Origin of the sequence: Wolbachia endosymbiont (group A) of Urophora cardui, from assembly GCF_964028435.1 — a bacterium.
Lineage (GTDB): Bacteria > Pseudomonadota > Alphaproteobacteria > Rickettsiales > Anaplasmataceae > Wolbachia.
The window spans coordinates 772,146-792,617 of sequence record NZ_OZ034774.1; the positions used below are offsets into that span (position 1 = coordinate 772,146).

At 36.5% G+C, this 20,472-nt stretch carries 13 protein-coding genes and 2 pseudogenes; 11 read left to right on the forward strand and 4 right to left on the reverse strand.

Going from position 1 to position 20,472, the window contains the following annotated elements; genetic code table 11:
• Positions 1 to 60: 60 nt before the first annotated feature.
• Positions 61 to 1,356, reverse strand: a complete 1,296-nt coding sequence (locus tag ABWU38_RS03785) for a Na+/H+ antiporter NhaC family protein (protein ID WP_265016436.1) — start codon at positions 1,354 to 1,356, stop codon at positions 61 to 63.
• A 175-nt stretch (positions 1,357 to 1,531) separates the two neighbouring features.
• Between ABWU38_RS03785 and ABWU38_RS03790 the strand changes: the two genes are divergently transcribed.
• Positions 1,532 to 2,491, forward strand: coding sequence for an RluA family pseudouridine synthase (locus ABWU38_RS03790; RefSeq protein WP_253309474.1), 960 nt, complete (start codon positions 1,532 to 1,534; stop codon positions 2,489 to 2,491).
• A 7-nt stretch (positions 2,492 to 2,498) separates the two neighbouring features.
• Here the strand turns inward: ABWU38_RS03790 and ABWU38_RS03795 are convergent, their stop codons facing one another.
• Both ABWU38_RS03795 and aspS read right to left on the reverse strand, forming a co-directional pair.
• On the reverse strand, positions 2,499 to 3,761 hold the full coding sequence (locus tag ABWU38_RS03795) for an MFS transporter (RefSeq protein WP_253309473.1): 1,263 nt from the start codon (positions 3,759 to 3,761) through the stop codon (positions 2,499 to 2,501).
• A gap of 35 nt (positions 3,762 to 3,796) precedes the next feature.
• Positions 3,797 to 5,599 (reverse strand): aspartate--tRNA ligase, encoded by a 1,803-nt coding sequence (gene aspS / locus ABWU38_RS03800; RefSeq protein WP_353272822.1) that lies wholly within the window; start codon positions 5,597 to 5,599, stop codon positions 3,797 to 3,799.
• A gap of 195 nt (positions 5,600 to 5,794) precedes the next feature.
• On the opposite strand from aspS, the gene ABWU38_RS03805 reads away from it, so the two are divergent.
• Complete coding sequence (locus ABWU38_RS03805; RefSeq protein WP_253309472.1) at positions 5,795 to 6,226, forward strand: hypothetical protein; 432 nt, start codon at positions 5,795 to 5,797, stop codon at positions 6,224 to 6,226.
• 3 nt (positions 6,227 to 6,229) lie between these two features.
• A complete protein-coding gene (gene ccmA / locus ABWU38_RS03810; protein WP_253309471.1) occupies positions 6,230 to 6,853 on the forward strand; it encodes a heme ABC exporter ATP-binding protein CcmA in 624 nt (207 codons plus the stop codon).
• Positions 6,854 to 7,752: 899 nt separating this feature from the next.
• Here ccmA and ABWU38_RS03815 read toward each other — a convergent pair.
• Positions 7,753 to 8,768: pseudogene (locus ABWU38_RS03815) on the reverse strand (IS110 family transposase).
• 490 nt (positions 8,769 to 9,258) lie between these two features.
• Here ABWU38_RS03815 and ABWU38_RS03820 point away from each other — a divergent pair.
• The 8 genes and pseudogenes from ABWU38_RS03820 to ABWU38_RS03860 all read left to right on the forward strand — a co-directional run bounded on the left by ABWU38_RS03820 (position 9,259) and on the right by ABWU38_RS03860 (position 20,463).
• Positions 9,259 to 10,588, forward strand: a pseudogene (locus tag ABWU38_RS03820) (IS110 family transposase).
• A 128-nt stretch (positions 10,589 to 10,716) separates the two neighbouring features.
• The gene (gene uvrB, locus ABWU38_RS03825; RefSeq protein WP_353272495.1) at positions 10,717 to 12,630 is read left to right on the forward strand and encodes an excinuclease ABC subunit UvrB; all 1,914 of its coding nucleotides are present in this window, start codon (positions 10,717 to 10,719) and stop codon (positions 12,628 to 12,630) included.
• A gap of 195 nt (positions 12,631 to 12,825) precedes the next feature.
• Positions 12,826 to 13,458 carry a hypothetical protein gene (locus ABWU38_RS03830; RefSeq protein ID WP_353272496.1) on the forward strand — a complete coding sequence of 211 codons (633 nt, stop codon included), beginning with the start codon at positions 12,826 to 12,828 and terminating at the stop codon, positions 13,456 to 13,458.
• A 63-nt stretch (positions 13,459 to 13,521) separates the two neighbouring features.
• Positions 13,522 to 15,012, forward strand: a complete 1,491-nt coding sequence (locus ABWU38_RS03835; protein WP_353272497.1) for a hypothetical protein — start codon at positions 13,522 to 13,524, stop codon at positions 15,010 to 15,012.
• 614 nt (positions 15,013 to 15,626) lie between these two features.
• Positions 15,627 to 17,207: a hypothetical protein gene (locus tag ABWU38_RS03845; protein ID WP_353272498.1), complete on the forward strand. Its 1,581-nt coding sequence runs from the start codon at positions 15,627 to 15,629 to the stop codon at positions 17,205 to 17,207.
• 141 nt (positions 17,208 to 17,348) lie between these two features.
• Positions 17,349 to 17,528, forward strand: coding sequence for a hypothetical protein (locus ABWU38_RS03850; RefSeq protein WP_264687821.1), 180 nt, complete (start codon positions 17,349 to 17,351; stop codon positions 17,526 to 17,528).
• A 339-nt stretch (positions 17,529 to 17,867) separates the two neighbouring features.
• The gene (locus ABWU38_RS03855; protein WP_253309710.1) at positions 17,868 to 18,065 is read left to right on the forward strand and encodes a hypothetical protein; all 198 of its coding nucleotides are present in this window, start codon (positions 17,868 to 17,870) and stop codon (positions 18,063 to 18,065) included.
• A gap of 34 nt (positions 18,066 to 18,099) precedes the next feature.
• Positions 18,100 to 20,463: a hypothetical protein gene (locus ABWU38_RS03860; RefSeq protein WP_353272499.1), complete on the forward strand. Its 2,364-nt coding sequence runs from the start codon at positions 18,100 to 18,102 to the stop codon at positions 20,461 to 20,463.
• Positions 20,464 to 20,472 lie beyond the last annotated feature (9 nt).

The following is a 20,472-nucleotide window of genomic DNA, read 5'->3' on the forward strand; positions in this document are numbered from 1 at the left end:
AGGGGGCTGGCGGAGTTTGTCAAGTAATTCCGTTCCTTATGGGTAAAAAAAAGAGAAACTCTAAGTTGCAGCCGCACGATGTTTCTCTTTTCTGCTGTTGATGATTATTTCGCCTATTGTAACTGCTGCTAAAATAAAGCAGTAATATACCTGTGTTAATAAAGAAACAGGTGATACAAAGGCGATGCTACCTGCCAGCAATAGTTGAGAACCATAAGGTAAGATGCCTTTTGTAGCACAAGCAAAAACATCTAATAAGTATGCACTGCGGTATGGTACAATATCGTGTTTCTGTGCGAGTCTTTTTGCAATGCCACCACTTAGTAAAATAGCAATGGTATTATTGGCAACTAAGGTAGTAAACATAGACGCAATTCCTGCTATCAAAAATTCAGCTTTAGTTTTTGTGATATTGCTTTCATCGATGAGTTTATGCAACGCTTTTTGACCTTGTTTGTACATTATATGGCTCAACCCACCGATAAATAGAGCAAATATTACTATTTCGTTTACTTTTTTGAAACCGTCGTACACGTCATGAGGAAATTGAACGATGGCATAATCAAAAAAAGCTATTCCTAGCACACCAGCAATAATTATGTTTACAGTTATTGTTACTAAAGTGGTGACTTCAAGCAGCCCCATGATTATTAAAGAAATATAAGGAATAATTTTTATTATAGAATAATAATCTAAATTTGATATAGAAATAATTTTTGTACTACTTGAAATCACTGCCAGATAGGTGAGTGTTATAATACCTGCAGTAAATGCAACCTTAGAGTTTATTTTAAGTTTATCTTTTGCTGAAGCTCCCTGTGAAGAAACAGATGCAATGGTGGTATCAGATATCATTGAGAGGTTGTCACCAAACACGGCACCACCTACTACAGTTGCAGTTCCTATTTCAAGGCCAAAAGCTCCACTTTTTGCCAGATTAACAGCTATAGGTACCATCAGCGCAACAACTCCCATAGATGTACCAATTGCAGTTGAAATAAAAGCAGAAGCCAAAAATACTCCAGGCAGCATTAATCTTGCTGGAAGGAAATTAAGAATTAAATTAGCAACAGTGTCTGCGCTACCAATTGATTGAGTAACCGCAGAAAATGCTCCAGAAAATAAAAAAATTAAACACATAGTAAGGGTATTTTTGTCACCCATGCCCTTGATAACAGTATCGATGTTATGCTGAATTTTATTTGTACCACGTGAGACAGCAAAAAATAGCGCTGGTAACAAGCAGATTACTGGTGAAACCTGATGAAGTGGATTATCAGTTCCGATAAAAGAAAAATAAGCACCACTTCCAAGGTACAAGATTAAAAAAACAATCAAAGGGACAAAAGCTGTCATTTTACTGTACCTCAAACTTACGACTATAACTAATTAAGTGGTTTTAAGCAAGTTTGGTTTTCACTAGTTTTGCAGGAAGTTGACAGCAGAGTTTTAAACTTCATATTTAATCTACTAAATAAATAGCACATGTAGCCGAAGGGTTTATATCTTGTGCTATACTTTATTTTATGTCATGCAAACAGTTGATATTAGCATACATCCAAATAAAGTAATGGAGAATATAAAAACCATATCAGTAAAAGACGATAACGTTAGGCTGGATAGGTACATCAGAAGAATCTTTCCTGATCTAAAGCAATCTGTAATTGAAAAATCTTTAAGGAAAGGGTTAATCAAAGTTGATGATTGCAAAGCAAAGTCTAGTGATAGAGTAAATTCTGGACAAACTATAACGCTGAAGCACTTGAATTATATTGAGAACGCTAATTCTGATCGCAAATATAATGAAAAGTTAGTGAATCTACTAAGAGAGAACATATTATATGAAGACGAATATATACTAGCTATAAACAAGCCCGCAGGGGTCATCGTTCAAGGTGGCGTAAAAGTAAAGATTAGCATGAGTGATTTGCTTGACCAAATAAGAGAGGGAGAAACATTTAAAATTGTCCATAGGCTAGATAGAGATACGAGTGGAGTGATAATATTCGCACGCAACGCTAATGTTGCCAGATACCTTATGGAAGAATTTAAAGGACGAAGAGTAAAAAAAACTTATTTAGCATTAACTTCTGGCATACCGAGCAAGGATAGTGGAACAATAGACTATCCATTGGTGAAAAAATATGTTTCAGGTCAAGAAAAAGTGGTCGTTGATGAAAATTCACCTCAGAATGCCACTACGCATTTTTCAATTATAGCAAAATCCAAACACAATGTTGCTTATTTAAAATTACAACCAATTACCGGCAGAACCCATCAGTTACGTGCACATTTAGCTCATATAAATTGCCCTATTCTTGGTGACGGTAAATATGGTGGTAAAAAAGCTTTTATTGATGGGATAGCAAATAAAATTCACCTTCATTCGCATTCTTTATCTTTAAAACTGCCAAACAATAAAGAAATCACTATCACTGCTCCTATCACTAAACACATCGAAAAATCCATTGAAGCGCTATTTTTCGACTGAAACGATTTCACCAATCAACTTTTCTGTCTTTGGCTTTAATTTGAAGCACAGATATTAGGCTAATTAATGCGCAGGCAGTAAGATAAATGCCTGCTGCAAGTTTTGTTTCGGTTTTTTCTATAAGCCACATGCATATGGATGGAGAAAGGCCACCAAATATTCCTGCAGATATGTTATGTGCGAGGCTAAAGCCCGTGCACCTAACTTTCGTTGGAAATAACTCGCAAGCAAGAGAATTATATATTCCAAAAGATGCACTTATTGGTATGGTTATTAGCCAATAAGTGGGCGTTATAACATAGTGATTATCATACGATAATAGCGAAAGTACCGGCAAACCGGCGCAAGCTAGAGCTACTAATGTAGGAATCATTACATTTTTTCTTCCAACTTTATCAGACAGTATTGCAAACAGCACTGCAGACGCTCCAAATGTAATTTCAACTATAATCCTTACTACATTTTTAATATTGATGCCTGAGAGAATAAGTTCTTTTACAGATATGTTGTAAAACATGATTGCTGAATAAACGATTGCATTTTGGGCAACGCCAAGCCCAATTGCTAGCACAAATGCCTTTTTATAGTCCCTGATTAATTCTAAAAATGGAGAATCAGATAAGCTTCTATTTTGATCATGAATTTTATATGCTAGGCTCTCTTCCATTATGTATCTTATTAAGAAGCCTATTATGCCCATAATAAAGCAGAAATAGAAGAGCAACCTCCAGCCCCAAATTTCATAATTTTCACCTGTAAATTTTTTGCAAATAGCTATCATTACAAAACATGTAATAGAACCAAGAGCACCACTAAAAGCTTTCATGCTACCTAAAAAGCCTAGATTTTTTTTATCGCTTGAATGCTCTATTAAAAAGGCTGAGTTGATACTCGTTTCCCCTCCTGTTGCCATTCCTTGTATTATTCTACAAAGCAGAAGTAATATAGGAGAAAATATTCCTATTTCTTTAAATCCTGGTATGACCGCAATTGCAGTAGATGATATCGAAGCTAATATTACGGAAGTCAGCAAAACTTTCCTCCTACCGTACTTATCTCCAATGCAACCAAAAATAAACGCACCAAGCGGTCTAAATCCAAATCCAATTGCAAAACTACCAAGAAATTTGATTGTGCTTAAATAATCGCTTTCTGAAGGAAAAAAAACATTGCTTATTATATGTGTTAAAACTCCAAATAGAGTTACTTCATACCATATAATCATATTGCAGATTATGCTTGATAGTATTGCTTTTTGAATATCGTTCATGATTTTCGGTTTACCACACTCCGCTATAAAAATTTTTATTCAATAACCTTTAAGGATAATTCACGTAAATGTTTATTGTCCACTTCAGAAGGAGCACCCATTAGAACATCTTCACCTTGCTGGTTCATAGGAAAACAGATTACTTCACGAATATTTGGCTCATCAGCAAGCAGCATAACCATTCTGTCAACCCCTGGTGCTATACCGCCGTGAGGCGGCACTCCGAACCTGAATGCACGCACGAGCGCACCGAATTTTGTATCAACTTCTTCTTTGCTGTAGCCTGCAATGGCAAAGGCCTTATACATGATATCCAGCTTGTTACTACGAATCGCCCCGCTTGACAGTTCTATTCCATTGCAAACAAGATCATATTGGTAAGCAAGGATATCCAGTGGATTTTTGTCCTCTAAATCTTTCAAGCCACCATGTGGCATGGAGAATGGGTTATGAAAGAAATCGATTTTTTTACTTTTATCGTCATATACAAAATAGGGAAAATCAATGATCCAACAAAACTTGAAGATATTATCATCTATAAGACTGAGTTCTGACCCTAAAAGAGTGCGCACTTTCCCTGCAATTGTTGCTGCTTCATTTTCCTTATCAGAAGCAAAAAATACACTATCTCCAGGCTTTACATCCGTTATTTCTTTTATAGAATTTAGCCTGTTTTCATCAAGGAATTTAGCAATTGGCCCTTTTGCGATGCCGTCCTTATCAAATGTTATATACCCAAGCCCCTTAGCGCCGAATTCTTTTTGCGCATGTTCTATTTTTTTATCAAAGAAGCTGCGTGGTTCTTCTGCTGTTTTAGGAGCAGGGATGGCTCTCACTACCATACCGCGCTCAATATTGCTTTTGAAAATATTGAACTCTGAATCACGGAAAATTTCTGTAACATCGCTGACTAATAATGGATTGCGCAGATCTGGCTTATCAGATCCATATTTGAGCATTGCGTCTTTGTATGTAATGCGCGGAAAATCTTTATCAACTGATTTGCAAGAAAATTTGGTAAACACTTTATATAAGGTAGACTCAATAATCTGAAAGATGTCTTCTTGAGTCACAAAAGACATTTCAAGATCTAGTTGATAAAACTCCCCCGGAGAACGGTCAGCCCTTGCGTCTTCGTCACGGAAACACGGTGCAATTTGAAAATATTTATCAAACCCTGAAACCATGAGCAATTGCTTAAAAATCTGTGGAGCTTGCGGCAATGCATAAAATTTACCAAGATTTAGTCTGCTTGGCACCAAATAATCACGTGCACCTTCAGGGGACGAAGCAGTAAGTATTGGAGTCTGAATTTCCAAAAACCCTTGCTCTATCATGAGCTTGCGGAGTTCTGCAATAATTTGTGAGCGCAGAATAATATTGTTGCGGGTGTTTTCTCGCCTTAAATCAAGAAAACGATATTTAAATCTCATATTTTCTGGGTATTCTTGTTCGCCAGCAATGCTCGCTAATATACTTCTTTCTTCTTTTGCTATTTCTTCATCACAGTGGAACTCAACTTCTGATTCAACGTGTAAATTGCTAACTACAACCTCAATTTCTCCGGTTGCGATAGAGCTGTTTACCGTATCTTCAGTTCTAGCTTCAACTATTCCTGTAACAGTAATTATACTCTCCAATTTTAAATTTGATGTCTCATCAAAAAAGTCTTTATCATTATTAAATACTAGTTGAGTGATTCCATAGAAGTCTCTTAAATCAACAAAAATTAAGTTACCGTGATCGCGCTTACGATATAACCATCCAGAGAGGGTAACTTCCTTTTCTACGTCGTTCTTCCTTAATTCTTCACACGTGTGAGTTTTATAGCAGTTCATATTTGTTTTACTTCTAAATTCTTTAAAAAGTATAGAAATAAACCTTACTACATACAAGCCCATTCTCAGATATTTGTCCAATTTACGAAATAGAGCAGTATTACTTTTATACTGTCTTTACCCGCAAAGAAATTGCACAATTTCTATAATTATGGTATAATAGTAAGGGTATTTTTAATGAATTAGATACAGGAAATGCCACTTACACAGATCATATTATATAGCGTAACATTACTTGCTGTAGCTGCAGTATTTCTCTTTTTGAGAAAAATATACAAAAATCGCATTAGAAAAATCATATTTCCTAGAAAAGTTTTTAAAGAAGAGTGGGAAGAAGACAGAAAATTCAACGAATTATATCAAAAAAATAAGCAAAAAGAGTTGATGAAACAACAGGAAATGCTACGCGAAAAGCAAAAAGATATACAGGTTTATAAAGAAGATCTAGAAATAGTTGACATAGCAAAACCGGTAGGTAAATGGACAAAGATGGTTATGATGGGTAATGGTTTAATGCAGCGTTTTGCACAATTGATACATAGAGAAGGCGGAAAGAAAGGATTTTGGGAGCTATTTGTAAAAGCTCAGGCTTCAACTCAAGGTAAACATAAGGGGAAGGGCAGATAATTCATGCTCGAATGTGAAAATTTATCCTGCGCTCGTAATAACAAAGTATTATTTAAACATCTCAGTTTTAAAGCTGAGCCAAAATCAAAGATTCTAATCACTGGTCCAAATGGTAGTGGTAAAACCAGCTTAATTAGAAGTTTATCTGGACTTTTACCGCCGGTATCAGGCAATATAAGGTACTGCGGAAAAGACATATATGATGATCCAAAATCCTATATACCTTCTATGGTCTACGTAGGGCATAAGAATGCCTGTAAAGATAGCTTAACTGTTGCCCAAAACATAGAATTCTGGGCAGGAATACGAAATACTAGGGAATTGATTGTGGCAGCTATTTGTTGCTTGCAGTTGCAGCCTGTAATTAATATTAGATATGGCGAACTTTCTGCAGGCTGGAGAAGAAGAGTTGCACTTGCTCGCCTCTTGATTTCTAATGCAAACGTTTGGCTGATAGATGAACCATTTTGTAATCTTGATAGTGCAACGTGTGAATTAGTGCTGAACCTAATCTCAATACGCTCTGAGCAAAATGGTATAGTAATTATTACAGGGCATAGCTCTACAGAGCAATTGTGTGATTTTACAACGATTGATATACGCGATTTCAATAGACTTCTTGCATAGTTTTTGGCAGCACGTTAACAACCGTTAGAAACGAAAAAACTTACTTGACACCCTTCGCCAGCCCCCTTATTATGATAGTGAAGGTATTCAGTTATCTTCATCTGTGCAGATTAAACAGCAAGAAAACAACGTAGTTGGCGTCTTATTTTTAATTTTTTGCACTATGTGCACCTTATGTCTTCACAACATTTCTGGGTTTTTACCTATATAAGCTGAAACGCGCTTATAAGTCGTTTAAGACAGTATAGTACGCCAATTTGCAGGATTAGAGAGTGACAACTAGCTAACACGGGGTTTCTTTTGCCTTTTTTTCTGCTTAGTAAATTTCTTAAACATTTGCAGCGTAGGTTAGTTGCAATTAAAAGCAGCTAAATTGCAGTGTTTAAGACTTAAAAAACGCCAAATACTGAAAATAGACAATGACTAGGGCTTCTTTTGCCTTTTTTTTCGTTTGGTAAATTTCTTAATGTTTGTAGCTAAAAGAGCCCAAGAGAGGTGTCATCCCGCTGCTTGTTAGCGGGATCTATGTTAAGAGATACCGCGAATGAATCGCGGTATGACGTAGGACTGCTGTCATCCCAGTGCTTGACACTGGGATGACAAAAAAGGGACTACTCGGATGACAAAAAAAGAGCACTGGGATGACAGGAGATACCGTCTTGTTAGTCAACAAAAAAATTATAAAAATTTCCCAAGTTGCATCATAAAATCAAAAAATACTTCCAATTGTGTAACAGTACACAGATTATAGTTAGTGGATATGTTGATAAGTAAATTAGTTTTATACGCACAAAACAGATGAAGTTTACTTATCAACATATCCACTAACCAACAACATTCAATAAATTTGTGTAAGATACCACTTTACATAAGATAGATGATAGGAAGCATTTTTGATTTTAAAGTACTAAACCTTCAGTCAACCTCCTAGCCCTGTAGTTTTTGATATGGTTAGGATCAAAAGCACTTTTGGATGTCAGAATACCGAAAATGATATGGAGTAGCTTACGCATTGCAGCACCAACGATGGCCATATTATGCTTACCCTTTTCCTTTAATCTTTGGCAAAAGCTCATAATGATAGGATTGTGATTCTTAGCTACTATGGCAGGAAAGAAAAGTGCCTTACGTAATGTTTGTGAACCGGATTTACTTAATCTGGGTTTGGCATATACAGAGGAACCTGACGTCATATTTCGTGGTATAACTCCTGTATATGCTGCCAATTGCCTGGCATCTCTAAAAACCTCTATATCAGAAACTTCAGCTAAAATAGCTATTGCTGATTCTTCTCCTATGCCTGGAATAGTCAATAGAAGTTGAAAATTTTCCAACAATTCTTTGTGTTGATTTAATAGTTCACGTACGGAGTTTTTTATTGTTTCTATTTTTTGAGCTATATTCATTGCAAGGTCTTCCCAAGCATTTGCAACTTCTTTAGGCAGTCTCTCTTTTTTTTCTAAGTGGTTATTTACTAATGTTAACTCATCTTTTAACGCAACTGAGCAACGATAAAGATGTTTTAATTTTTTCATTTCAGGAGAAGGTGGTGTCCAACTAGAAGGTTCCTGTCTTTGGCAATAATCAGCAATAACTTCTGCATCGGTCTGATCATTCTTTTGTCGTATCAGCTTACTCCTTGCATAAGATTTTATGCAATAAGGATTTACAACACTTACAAAATGTCCAGCATTGTGTAGAAATTCAGCCAGTGCTTCGCTATAACAACCAGTAGATTCCATGCAGGTTTTTACTTTTTCTACATTATGTTTGTGTAGAAAATTCAGTAGACTTTGAAACCATCGTTCTTAAAGCTTCTTTTTCTAGTTTCACGCTTTCCTTTTTTGCTTATAAATGAGAGAAAAACATCAAAGCGATCTTTTGATATATCTATGCCCAAAAAGTTGTTGATCATATATAACCCCATACGTTACCATTAAAAATGAAAAGTAAGGCTAGTCTTGTGAATACAGAATTAGAACCATTCAGGTCTTTCTACGATACCGTCCAGCCTATACTTTTGAGAAGGGAATTCTTATCTCCTCTACAGATTTTATATCTAAGAAGAAGCACAGAGTTCCTCCCTTCTCCACCTAATGCTTAAGCTTAAAACATTAGATGCTTTTGACAAGATACAAGCATCGAACAGACGAAATCTGTCAAATCAGAAAGAAACACACAAATTTAAGTTTTTAGTAGTTTTCAAGTATAGTTGTACAGGGAGCGCCTCTGCAGTTATGACCGACATTTTCAATGGTGCCTAAGTGCCCGTATGCAAGCATGGTTTTGGAAGGAACGGTCAAATCATTGATGGAGTCATTTAGACTACCTCGGTTAGGAGATTGTACTATCAACCGTTCCAAGCTGAAGCGTTTCCCTATTACAAATTATATGTAGGAGTTACCATGAAAAAAGCAAAAAGTAAATTAGAAATAGTGAATCCTAATGCAGCAGGAATAGACATTGGTTCAGCTGTACACTATGTGTGTGTACCTGAAGGAAGAGATGAACAACGCGTTCAGAAATTTGGCTGCTTTACTGAAGACCTTCATAACTTAGCACAGTGGTTGAAAAAGTGTAAAGTTACAACAGTAGCTATGGAATCAACAGGAGTATACTGGATTCCTTTATTTCAAATACTTGAGTCATACAAATTCGAGGTAAAATGCACGGCATGTAAAGAATGTACCTGGTAGGAAGTCTGACGTTCAAGATTGCCAATGGCTCCAACAACTGCATAGCTACGGACTGCTTCATGGATCGTTTAGGCCAGATAATCAGATGTGTGTATTGCGCAGTTACGTGCGGCAACGCAAAAATCTCACTGAAAGTGCATCTACACATATTCTGCGTATGCAGAAGGCATTAATTCAAATGAATATACAATTACACAAGGTTATTAGTCATATTACTGGGATAACTGGTATGAAAATCATTGAAGCTATAATTGAAGGCGAAAGAGATTCTGAAAAATTAGCAGAATTCAGGGACGTGCGAATGAAAAATGATCAGTCTACTATTGCAAAAGCGTTAGCTGGTGACTATAGAGAGGAACACTTATTCACGCTAAAGCAAGAATTTGAATTATATAATATTTATCAAGAAAAAATAGCAGAATGTGATAGAAATATTGAAGCCTATTATAAAACGTTTGAAACAAAGTCTTGTGAAAGCAAACAGCTAAGTAAGCAAAAGAATAAAAATAGCAAAAGTAAGCCAAGCTTTGCTTTGTATGAGGAACTGCACCGAATAACTGGTATGGATTTCACTAAAATTCCTGGATTTGATGTATTAAGTATACAAACCATAATTTCAGAAGTTGGTATAAACCATAGTAAATGGCCAACAGAAAAGCACTTTTCGTCGTGGTTGGGACTCAGTCCTGCTAATAAAGTTACAGGGGAAAAAGTGTTTAACACAAGAACACGTAAAGTCATTAACCGTGCTGCGAATGCTTTGCGAATAGCTGCTCATTCTGTAGGAAATAGTAAAAGTGCGTTGGGTGCATACTACAGAAGATTGAAAAAACGACTAGGAGCACCAAAAGCAATAACAGCTACTGCAAGAAAAATGGCATGCATATTTTATAGTATGCTCAAATACGGACAGGAATATGTAGAAAAAGGAATGGAATACTATGAAACACACTATAAAGATAGAACTGTAAAAAATTTGATCAAAAAAGCGAGCGAATTTGGCTACATATTAGTTCAACAAGAAGAGTTAGTTGAGTGAGTTTCTTAGGAGAAGTCTATTGTTGGTTAATGTTTTATGGCTTTACGGAAAGTTTATAGCTATACAACTTATCTTAAAAGCAATATAGTGTTCACTATGCAATGAATCAAAGATAGTAAGTAAAGTCTATGAAATTTCAAATCACTACACATTTTCAACCCGCTGGAGATCAACCGCAGGCAATCGATAGTTTAATTGCGGGGCTAAATAGCAATAAAAGAGACCAAATTTTACTTGGGGTTACTGGTTCTGGGAAAACTTTCACTATGGCAAATGTTATAGCAAGGACAAACAGACCTGCGCTGATCATGGCACACAATAAAACCTTAGCAGCACAACTTTATGAGGAAATGAAAGGATTATTTCCCAATAATGCTGTTGGATATTTCATTTCTTATTATGATTACTATCAGCCCGAAGCTTATTTGCCGCAAACTGATACTTATATCGAAAAAGACTCTGCAATCAACGACAGAATTGACATGCTGCGTTATTCTGCCGTCTGCTCCCTCTTGGAGCGCGGGGACACGATCGTAGTTGCCAGTGTTTCTTGCATATACGGTCTTGGTTCGCCTGAAAGCTACCGCAGCATGACTATATCTTTAAGTGTTGGAGATAAAATTCATGTTAATGATTTCTTGAGTAACTTAGCTGATCTCCAATACAAGCGCTCTGATACCAGGTTTGAGAGAGGATATTTCAGAGTGCGTGGCGATATTATCGATATATTTCCTGCCTATTATGAAAATAAAGCTTGGCGTTTATCGCTGCTTGGTGATGAAATAGAAGAAATTTCTGAAATTGATGCTATAACGAGTAATATTACCAAAAGCCTAAATACAATCACCATTTTTCCAAACAGCTATCACATTACATCACGTGAGACTCTGTTGCAGACAGTTGAGCTAATCAAAAAAGAGCTGCATGAATGCTTGGATTATTACTACTTGCAAAACAAGATTGTTGAAGCAAAGCGCCTCGAGCAACGCACTAATTTTGATATTGAAATGATGAGGACAACAGGAATATGTAAAGGTATTGAAAATTATTCGCGTTATCTCTATGGAATGGAAGCTGGGGATCCACCGCCTACTTTGTTTGAATATTTACCAAAAGACGTAATTTTATTTGTTGATGAGAGTCATGTCACCGTTCCTCAGATTGGTGCAATGTACAGTGGTAATGAGGCGCGTAAAAAGAAATTGATTGACTATGGCTTCAGGCTCCCTTCCGCTTTTGATAATCGTCCATTAAAATTTGAAGAATGGGAGAAAGTTAGGCCGCAGACTATTTACATTTCAGCTACTCCTGGAAAGTATGAGTTGGCAAAGACCAATAATGTATTTATAGAGCAAGTTATCCGTCCAACAGGGCTTACAGACCCAATCTGCATTGTGAAACCAATAGAGAGTCAAATTGATGATGTAATTCATGAGGCACAAGTGACAATAGGAAAGGGATTTTGTGTTTTAATCACTACACTGACAAAAAAAATGGCTGAAAATTTAGCTGAATATATGAGTGAATTAAATATGAGAGTGAGTTATTTGCATTCTGATATTGGTGCGCTGGAGAGAATAGAAATTATATGTAAATTAAGATCTAAAGAAATTGACGTTTTAGTAGGTGTTAACTTGCTTAGGGAAGGTCTTGATATTCCAGAGTGTGGTTTGGTTGCAATTTTAGATGCTGATAAAGAAGGATTTTTGCGATCAGAAACATCGCTCATTCAAACGATCGGTCGTGCTGCACGTAATGCTGAAGGTAGAGTAATTTTGTATGCAGATAAAATCACTGGTTCTTTAGATCGTGCATTAAGAGAGACTGAAAGAAGAAGAAAAAAACAAGAAGAACATAATATATTGCACAATATTGTCCCGAAGACTATAATAAAACCTATATCAAACACCTTACAGGAGAGGGCAATAGCAGAACCAAAAGTAAATACTAATAAGGATGACTTGAGAAAGCAAATGATAGAGCATGCTGAAAATTTAGAGTTTGAAGAAGCAGCAAGAATAAAAAAATTATTGCAAGGTTAAGTAATATATGATGCTATGGGCATAGCATGAAAGTGTAAACAACTAAACTTCCACTATTCTTCTTTTTATTTTAACTCATCTTTTTGAGACTTTTGACAATTTCTTAGAACTGAAGAAGGAAAGGTGTATTTTTTTATTGACTTACCTATGTATTACGGTAATCACTAAAGAATTAGTGAGTAATGGTTATAGAATATGAATGGTGGGGTACCAAGCAAGGGATTAAATGAACAATTACGTGACATTTTAGATAAGTTAGAACAGGATATCAATCTATTAGATAATCCCGGTTATATTCAACATATAATGTTTCTTCTAGGAGCAGGAGCTGATCCAAATACAACAGGAACCCAAGGTGAAAAAACTCTGTCAGATTACTCAAGTGAAAAATTACGTGACATTTTAAATGAGTTAGCAAGCAATAGCGATCTATTAGATAATTCCAATTATACTCGATATATAATGTTTCTTCTACAAGCAGGAGCTGATCCAAATACAACAGGAACCCAAGGTGAAAAAACTCTGTCAGATTACTCAAGTGAAAAATTACGTGACATTTTAAATGAGTTAGCAATCGATAGAAGTCTATTAGATAATTATGCTCAACATATAATATTTCTTCTAGGAGCAGGAGCTAATCGAGATACACAAAACCGATATGGAAAAACTCTGTCACATTACTTAGATAAAAGATTATCTGATATTTTAGGTTGGTTAGCAATCGATAGAGGTATATTAAATGATTATATTCAACGTATAATGTTTCTTCTACAAGCAGGAGCTAATCCAAATGTACAAAACCAAGATGGAAAAACTCTGTTACATTAAGTTGCTGAACGTAACGATACTGACGGTATAGGATTTCTTTTAAAAGCAGGAGCTGATCGAAATGTGCAAGATCAAAGTGGAAAGACTCCATTTGAATATGTTACTGAACATAACTGCCTTCAAGCTTTGAAGGATTTAGGTTGTAGTTCTAATGATGAAACAACTTGTACTAAATTAAGTGATCCGGATCCAGACAAGGATCAGGGCTATTATTCAGATGATTCTCGTAAAAATGAAGGGAATGGCTCCGGTGATGATAATAAAACAGTTCCTACTAAAGATAAAGGGAATTTGACAAATAACTCTAGTAATTACCCTAACAAGCACAATGATGATCAGACACTTCGTGATGATCCAGGGTATAGCTCCGGTGACGATAATAAAACAATTTCTACTGAACCGAGTGATTGTGACCGGAAAGACGAGGATTCGAGCTGTAGTTCAAGTGATCATCTTTTTCTAGAAGACTTACTTTCGATGAAGCTAGAAATACCATTAACTACAAGCGAAGAGGGGCTAATTAAAGATTTTTGTGAGAAGATAAGAGGTATAACAGCACAAAATAAACAAGAATCTGAAGAAAGTATTCTAGAAAGTATTGAGAAAATAGTAAATGAGTACTTGAAGAAAGGAATAAGGTTGAATTCAAGTTGTAATAATGGTAATGAAAATGACAATGGTGATAAAGAAACTGTAACAAGTTTAATACTTGAAGAAATAGAAGGTGTTCTTAATAATCGTGTGAAACCACGCGATGAAACCAGAGCGCGTGAAAGGCAGTCTGATGGTATCGCCGACCAAGACGACGGCAACGAAGATAAAGTTTCAGGCATCATAGAAAGCATCACTAACAAGTTATTGTTAAAAGGTGGGAAAGCAAGACAAAAATTTTTCTCCGGTAATACTGAGCTAGCACAAAATTATGGATCTAATTATATAAATGATCTCTCTAAGAAATATAAAGAAACTAAAGACAAGCTAAAGAGTATAGCATATGAAAGTATTGTAGGCAGAGATAGACAAGCTCAAAAGGGGGAGCCAGAAGAGGTAGACATAGATAATGTATGTTTTTATGTGAAATATTCACAAGATAGTATTATTGAACCTGTGAAAATCTTTAACAAAGCTGAAGATTTAAATTTAAAAGTCGGCATACTTCAAGTTGGGGAGAGTATAGTAAGAGTTGAAGGTACAAAAGATGGAAAAAGAAATTACACAGATGTCTTAGAAAGTAGCATTAAAATGTCTTTTACCACTGAGGCAGGAGAGATTAATATTTATCTAAGTCCTAGTGAGAAAGATAGTAATAAAATAGAAGTAGAAATTGATGATGAGAGTGAAGAAAGGCTTAACAAGTTAAAAGCTGAGAAGAAAAGTTTAGGAGAAAACTGTCTTTTGGGAGGAAAAAGTGTTCTGGAAGCTATAGAAGAGAAAGGTTTTAAGAAAAATGGTAATGTACCTACAGAGTCAATCGAGACTATTAAGGATGTTCCACGTACTGATGTTACGCAAGCTTGTTCGCAGCAAATTAACACAAGAGCTAAAGGCAAATAGCGATCTACCCATTATTGAAATTGTGCCACACAATAATAAGCTCACTCAAAATTGTTCCGATTTGGCAGGGTTATTTTGCCGCACCAAGCGGTATGGCTTTGAGTACGAAATTTTAATGTTCCCAGAAGCCCGTTATGATGATCAGGTGGACAGTACGGTACAATATTTACAATGGATGAGAAAAACTAACACCAGTGCTTTCAGGGTCAGGCCCAACCCTACTTAAGTGGCTAAGATATATCTAACGTAGCTTTATCTTTGCTTTCTGACAGTCTTTGTTGATACTCGTTTATCAGCCTTTCAGGCTCGTTCAATACACTCTGAATACAATATGTTGCACAAGTTATGCTAGAGAGTATAATAAAACTTATATCAAATACTTTACAAGAAAAAGTGGTGGTAGAGGCAAAAGTGAACATTAATAAGAAGGAAAGCGCATGCTAGAGCTTGAAAAAGCAGCAAGAATAAAAAATATTATTGAAAGGTTAAATGGCGTATGATATAATATACATAGTGTAAAAATATAAATAATTTTATTGACATCTTTACGTTAACACTTCTTAAATGTTTAGTACTGTAGAATTAAATTATTAAGTTTTATGAAGGGAGTAAAAATGATGGAAAGCTTTTCAGGTAACAATAAAGACAGTAATTTTATTGAGGGGACAAAAATAATGGAAAATTTTTCAGATAATAACGAAAACGGTAGCTCAATCTTCCAAGGAAAAATCAGGGAGCAAGATTTCTCTGCGGAGCAGAAGTTAAATGAACTGAAAGCAGCCATAGAGAAGCTTGACAGACAAGATTTGCTCAGAAGGCTCGAGTGTGAGCGTCAGGCTTCTAGTTGTATCGATGAAATATCATCTCAAGCAGAGCTACATATCGAAGATGGTGACGGGTGCTACTTCGATTGTGAAAAACCACTCGGAGATTTCTGGAGTTTCTTTGAACCTCTCTTCAACCTCTTTGAAGTAGATGTAGATGATCCGAAAATCTACCAAATGCTCAAGGAAAAGAAAGAAAAAAACCTGATTGCTGCGATAATGAAGTTTTTGCGTGAGAAGCTTAAGGAGTTAATCAAGAAGATTTTTGCACGCGATTTAAGTTTCAATCAGAGGTTGGACAAAGAGATAAAAGAATTGCAGGAGAAATTGGGCAGTGGTGAGTTATCAGAAGAGGAGCTTGCAAGGGTGCTCGAACGTCTACAATTTTTGCAGGATCTGAAACTCAAGTTACAGCTCGCCGTTACCGGATGGATTATTACAATGTTCGCAGAGATTTTTGGAGTTGAGCTAGCAGCTATAGTAGAGGCATCTACAGAAGAAACAACTAAAGCAGAAGATAAAAAAGCAGAAAAAACATCATTAAAGGAAGAAAATAAAGAAGTTCGTGAAGAAATAAAAGTGGATGAAAGAGAAAAACCTAAAGTGCCAGTTTCCCTTTTTGAAGTTTCACCCGGATTTGTAAGGCCGGTTGTTCTGAGCAAGCCAGAACTTAAAATTGTGTCAGATCCTTTGAAACATCTATTGCGTATTACTGAGCTTGAAAGAAAATCTCATGAAAATTCACAAAAACCAGAAAAAGTGGACAAAGAAAAGGAAAAAGCGGAACCGAAGAAAGAGGTGTGTCCACCGAAAGTTCCAGAGAAGAAGCCTGTGGCAAGTGGGATAAAACTTGATTCTAAGCCAAGCGAGTATGTTAATTTTGAAGAAAGGCGTCCAAATACTAGTGTTAATGGAAGAGGAACCACGCCGCCCACTAATGGACAAGGAAACAAGCTTGATAATGGAAAGGAAAACAAGTCTGCTAGACGGCCCGCTGATGAACAAGGAAACAATAATAAAGAGAAGAAAAGCGGGTCTGCTAGTTGCGCAGAAAGCCGTCTAAATGGTAATGTTAATAGTGTTAACAAGGAAGGAATCAAATCTACTAATAAGCAGGAAACGTATGACCCTTACGCTAAGCTTGCAAAAAAAGTTGCTGAAAGGAACACTCAAAGAAAAGAATCTGCCACTATTAAACACGATTATCCAATTGATACTTGGCAAGCTCCATCAGGAACTACTGATAATGGAAAATCTAGTGCTGCTCAGCGTAGTTCTGCAAGTGATGCTAAAGAAAATCCTAAGTCAAAAGTTACTGATGTATTGAATGAACGTGCAGCAAGAGGAAATGGTAATACACTATCGAGATAGCTAGTGCTAGCTACTTATGTGATAAAGAACACCGGATCCCAGTACTGGATGACACCTATGGGTTATTTGTGATGACAAAGGAGGGTAGCCCGTGACGCTGGAATCCAGGATGTACATTAGGTTTGATAAGTGTATGGTTTTATGTTAGAAGGGAGTGTTTTTGATGGAAAAAAAACTGGATCCCAGTGTCTGGGCACTGGGATGACACCCTCTTGGATGGAACCAGCATCAGCTACTTGGATGACGCCTCACCATGTCATTCCAGTGCGTGACACTGGAATCCAGGAGCCAGTGCTTCCTTTTTGTCATTCCAGCGCGTGACACTGGAATCCAGGGGCATATAGATAGATGTCGACAGTTCGTCATTCCGCTACGTGTTAGCGGAATCTATGCTTGAGATACCGCGAATGAATCGCGGTATGACGTAGGGAACTTAGGGTTGCCAATGACTTGTCATTCCAGTGCGTGACACTGGAATCCAGGGGTATATAGATAGATGTCGACAGCTCGTCATTCCGCTACGTGTTAGCGGAATCTCGAAAACTTAAGTTTTATGAAAAAAGAGTGAATAAAATTTATACTAAAAAATATAAAAAAAGTACTTGCACTACAATTTATTTTTAGTATATTAGTTACATAATATTTTTACTGGAGGGTAATATGCCAAATGATAAAAAAAGCAAATCAGGACCTCAACCTGATGGTTCGTGGATTCCAAGTGAAAGGTTAGAATGGATTGGTCCTGATAAGTATAAAAACTACGAGCGGCAACGTGAAAGCAGTAAGCCTAACACACAACTGGGTAGTAGCAGTGCTACTAGTGCCGGTAGTAGTAAAGATAAAGGCAAAAGCAAGTAGTGTTGTTTCTTAACAATTTTTAATAGAGGTAGTTATGGATATAAAAGAGCTGGTTAAAGCGTTTAATTTAAATAATTATACTTGTAATAAGATCAATACTAATTTTACTGTAGAAGGTAAAAAGATTGTTGGTTTATTTGCTAGTAATACTGATACAAAAGAATATCTGCGAGGAATAGGAGAGGAGATAATAAAGCGGCACTATCTTGGTGGAACTGAGGTAGCAAGTAGATATTATAACTTAAACTGTTTCCCATTTGTTCTAGGTGCTAATCCTGATAAAGAGGATTTAGGTAATGGTATAGTGAAAGTGAAGCTTGCAGGCTCTACAAATAATGAAGTGATTCGTAACTTGAAGGTTCATTTTGCTAATGAGTTTGAGAGGGCTGTGGGAGCGAAAGTGGTTGCATGTCTACAAAAAGAAGTAGGGATAACTAAGGAAGAAGCATATGAATGGATGGAAGGAACTGTTAAAACAGGAGCAATAGGTAAGCCTTATTTGTACTGTATAGCTTTTAGCGATGAATACCTTGAGAGGGAGTATGATTTAGAGACTTTTGAATTTTTTAAGCAGGCATATATTAAAGAATTTAACTCAAGGTTAGAAAACTGTGGCCTGAAGAGCTCGGACTTTTACGAATATAAAGATGATATGTTATACGTCAAAAACGTTAGCGATAAGGTAATCAAGAGTGTAACAGAATATGTTAAAAAGGAAGTAGCATTTGATTTTAGAACTCCAGGCACAGAAGATTCTAAAGTCGAAAATTTTAAAGATGTTCTTGGCGATTTTATTTTTAAATTGACAGGGAAATCAATTAACGCTTATGATTATGATATTTTTACAGACAAAAAGAAAATAGAGAATGGTAATGATTTTGTCCTTGTACCTTTAACAGAAAGATATAGTGGTCAGCTTGAATTTTTAAAGCATAAGGATGTGTACAAAATTAATATAAAATATCAAAATCTTATAAGTGATATCAGAGGCAAGACTGCAGATCCAGATATTACTAATTCTGAAAACCCAATTTATGCTATCTCTAATGAAAGAATTGCTCAGTTACTTCCTGAAATTATGCAGTCTCCAATTGCATATAGTGAAAGAAACAGACGTTTTGAATTTGCAGTGGATCCTGAAAATTTTAAGAGACGTGGCTCGAGTCGATTCTCCTCAACAGTAAATTCTCCTATACATGCAGGACCGAGTGGACTAAGAACACCGCCCAACCAAAGGAAAAAAGATACAGACAGTGGTTATGATAGTAATTCACCTCCGAAACCTAAGGATTCTGTTGCACATTCTTCAAGTAGCGATCCAAGATCATCCTTTGAAGAGATACAGGAGCCACAGTCGTGTTTTTCCAGGCGAGGGGTGCTGCCGCATAATGTAGGCGCTGCTGAGGTAGGTGCTGCTGAAAGTGGATCAGCAGGGACTAGTGCTTGGACTCAGCAAACGAACCCTTGTTTATCACAAGGCACGTCCGAAAATAAATGGATATCGTCAATGCAATTTACTGAACCAGGATTTAGTGGTTTATCATGGAAAGGTGCTAATGAAAGCACGTCAATAGGGAATAGTACTTGGTGGTTGCCATCATCGACTTCTTTTCTTACGACAAGGAATGATTCAATGTCCTCAAGTCTTGGGGTTTTTGCAGATTCTCCAAGTGTTAAAGGTAAGGAGAGCATTTTTAGTGTGGAACCTGAAAAACAGCAAGTTACTGATAAAAGTGATCGAGAAAGTAGTGATGAGTGTTCTGAAGCACAGTCACAAGAGAGTGAATCTCTGAAGAAACATGGGGGTGGTTTGTCCTGTAAAAAAGGAATGCCGATACTAGCAAAGTTATCACCTTTTAAGCGACGTAGCGTAGAGCGTGATACGATGTGTTCAAGTAAAAGTGATCTTGTGTATCATGTAACTGAAAAATCATCTGTGTCTAAGCCATTTTTTTCATTCCCAACTAGAATAAAAGCAAAAAGTAATCCACCCTCAGGGGTGACTTCTCCTACGCATGAAGGTGCGTCAGGTGGACTAAAACCTCTTACTAGTGACGAGAGGAAGGAACTACGCCCATTTCTTTCTCCTGAGCTGCAGAAGAAGCTAGACTCCAACTCTTTCTCCCCTGGGGAGGAGCAGCATTTATATTTGACGCATACTCCTTCGGGGAAATGCGAGATAACAAAATCTTTCGAGAGTCCAGAAGAGAACTTAATGCGATGTGTAAACGCACAATTACCGTCATCTGATAACCTTAGTTCTGAAAAAGTTAATAGAGATAGTGGCTTTTGTTCTATTGGATCGGCTTCTCCTGCTGTGCCACATAAGGGAAGTGTCTCTTCAGAGCTTAAACATCCGCAACAGGTAAAGCATATATCAGAAGCTTTGGGGAAATAAATTTAGGTT

What these genes read in the sequence shown, in the direction of transcription:
- ABWU38_RS03855 (WP_253309710.1), top strand. Translation starts at nt 17,868, where the DNA reads ATGCCAAATGATAAAAAAAGCAAATCAGGACCTCAACCTGATGGTTCG.
- ccmA (WP_253309471.1), top strand. Translation starts at nt 6,230, where the DNA reads ATGCTCGAATGTGAAAATTTATCCTGCGCTCGTAATAACAAAGTATTA.
- ABWU38_RS03860 (WP_353272499.1), top strand. Translation starts at nt 18,100, where the DNA reads ATGGATATAAAAGAGCTGGTTAAAGCGTTTAATTTAAATAATTATACT.
- uvrB (WP_353272495.1), top strand. Translation starts at nt 10,717, where the DNA reads ATGAAATTTCAAATCACTACACATTTTCAACCCGCTGGAGATCAACCG.
- ABWU38_RS03850 (WP_264687821.1), top strand. Translation starts at nt 17,349, where the DNA reads ATGTTAGAAGGGAGTGTTTTTGATGGAAAAAAAACTGGATCCCAGTGT.
- ABWU38_RS03795 (WP_253309473.1), bottom strand. Translation starts at nt 3,761, where the DNA reads ATGAACGATATTCAAAAAGCAATACTATCAAGCATAATCTGCAATATG.
- ABWU38_RS03790 (WP_253309474.1), top strand. Translation starts at nt 1,532, where the DNA reads ATGCAAACAGTTGATATTAGCATACATCCAAATAAAGTAATGGAGAAT.
- ABWU38_RS03830 (WP_353272496.1), top strand. Translation starts at nt 12,826, where the DNA reads ATGAATGGTGGGGTACCAAGCAAGGGATTAAATGAACAATTACGTGAC.
- ABWU38_RS03785 (WP_265016436.1), bottom strand. Translation starts at nt 1,356, where the DNA reads ATGACAGCTTTTGTCCCTTTGATTGTTTTTTTAATCTTGTACCTTGGA.
- ABWU38_RS03805 (WP_253309472.1), top strand. Translation starts at nt 5,795, where the DNA reads ATGCCACTTACACAGATCATATTATATAGCGTAACATTACTTGCTGTA.
- aspS (WP_353272822.1), bottom strand. Translation starts at nt 5,599, where the DNA reads ATGAACTGCTATAAAACTCACACGTGTGAAGAATTAAGGAAGAACGAC.
- ABWU38_RS03845 (WP_353272498.1), top strand. Translation starts at nt 15,627, where the DNA reads ATGATGGAAAGCTTTTCAGGTAACAATAAAGACAGTAATTTTATTGAG.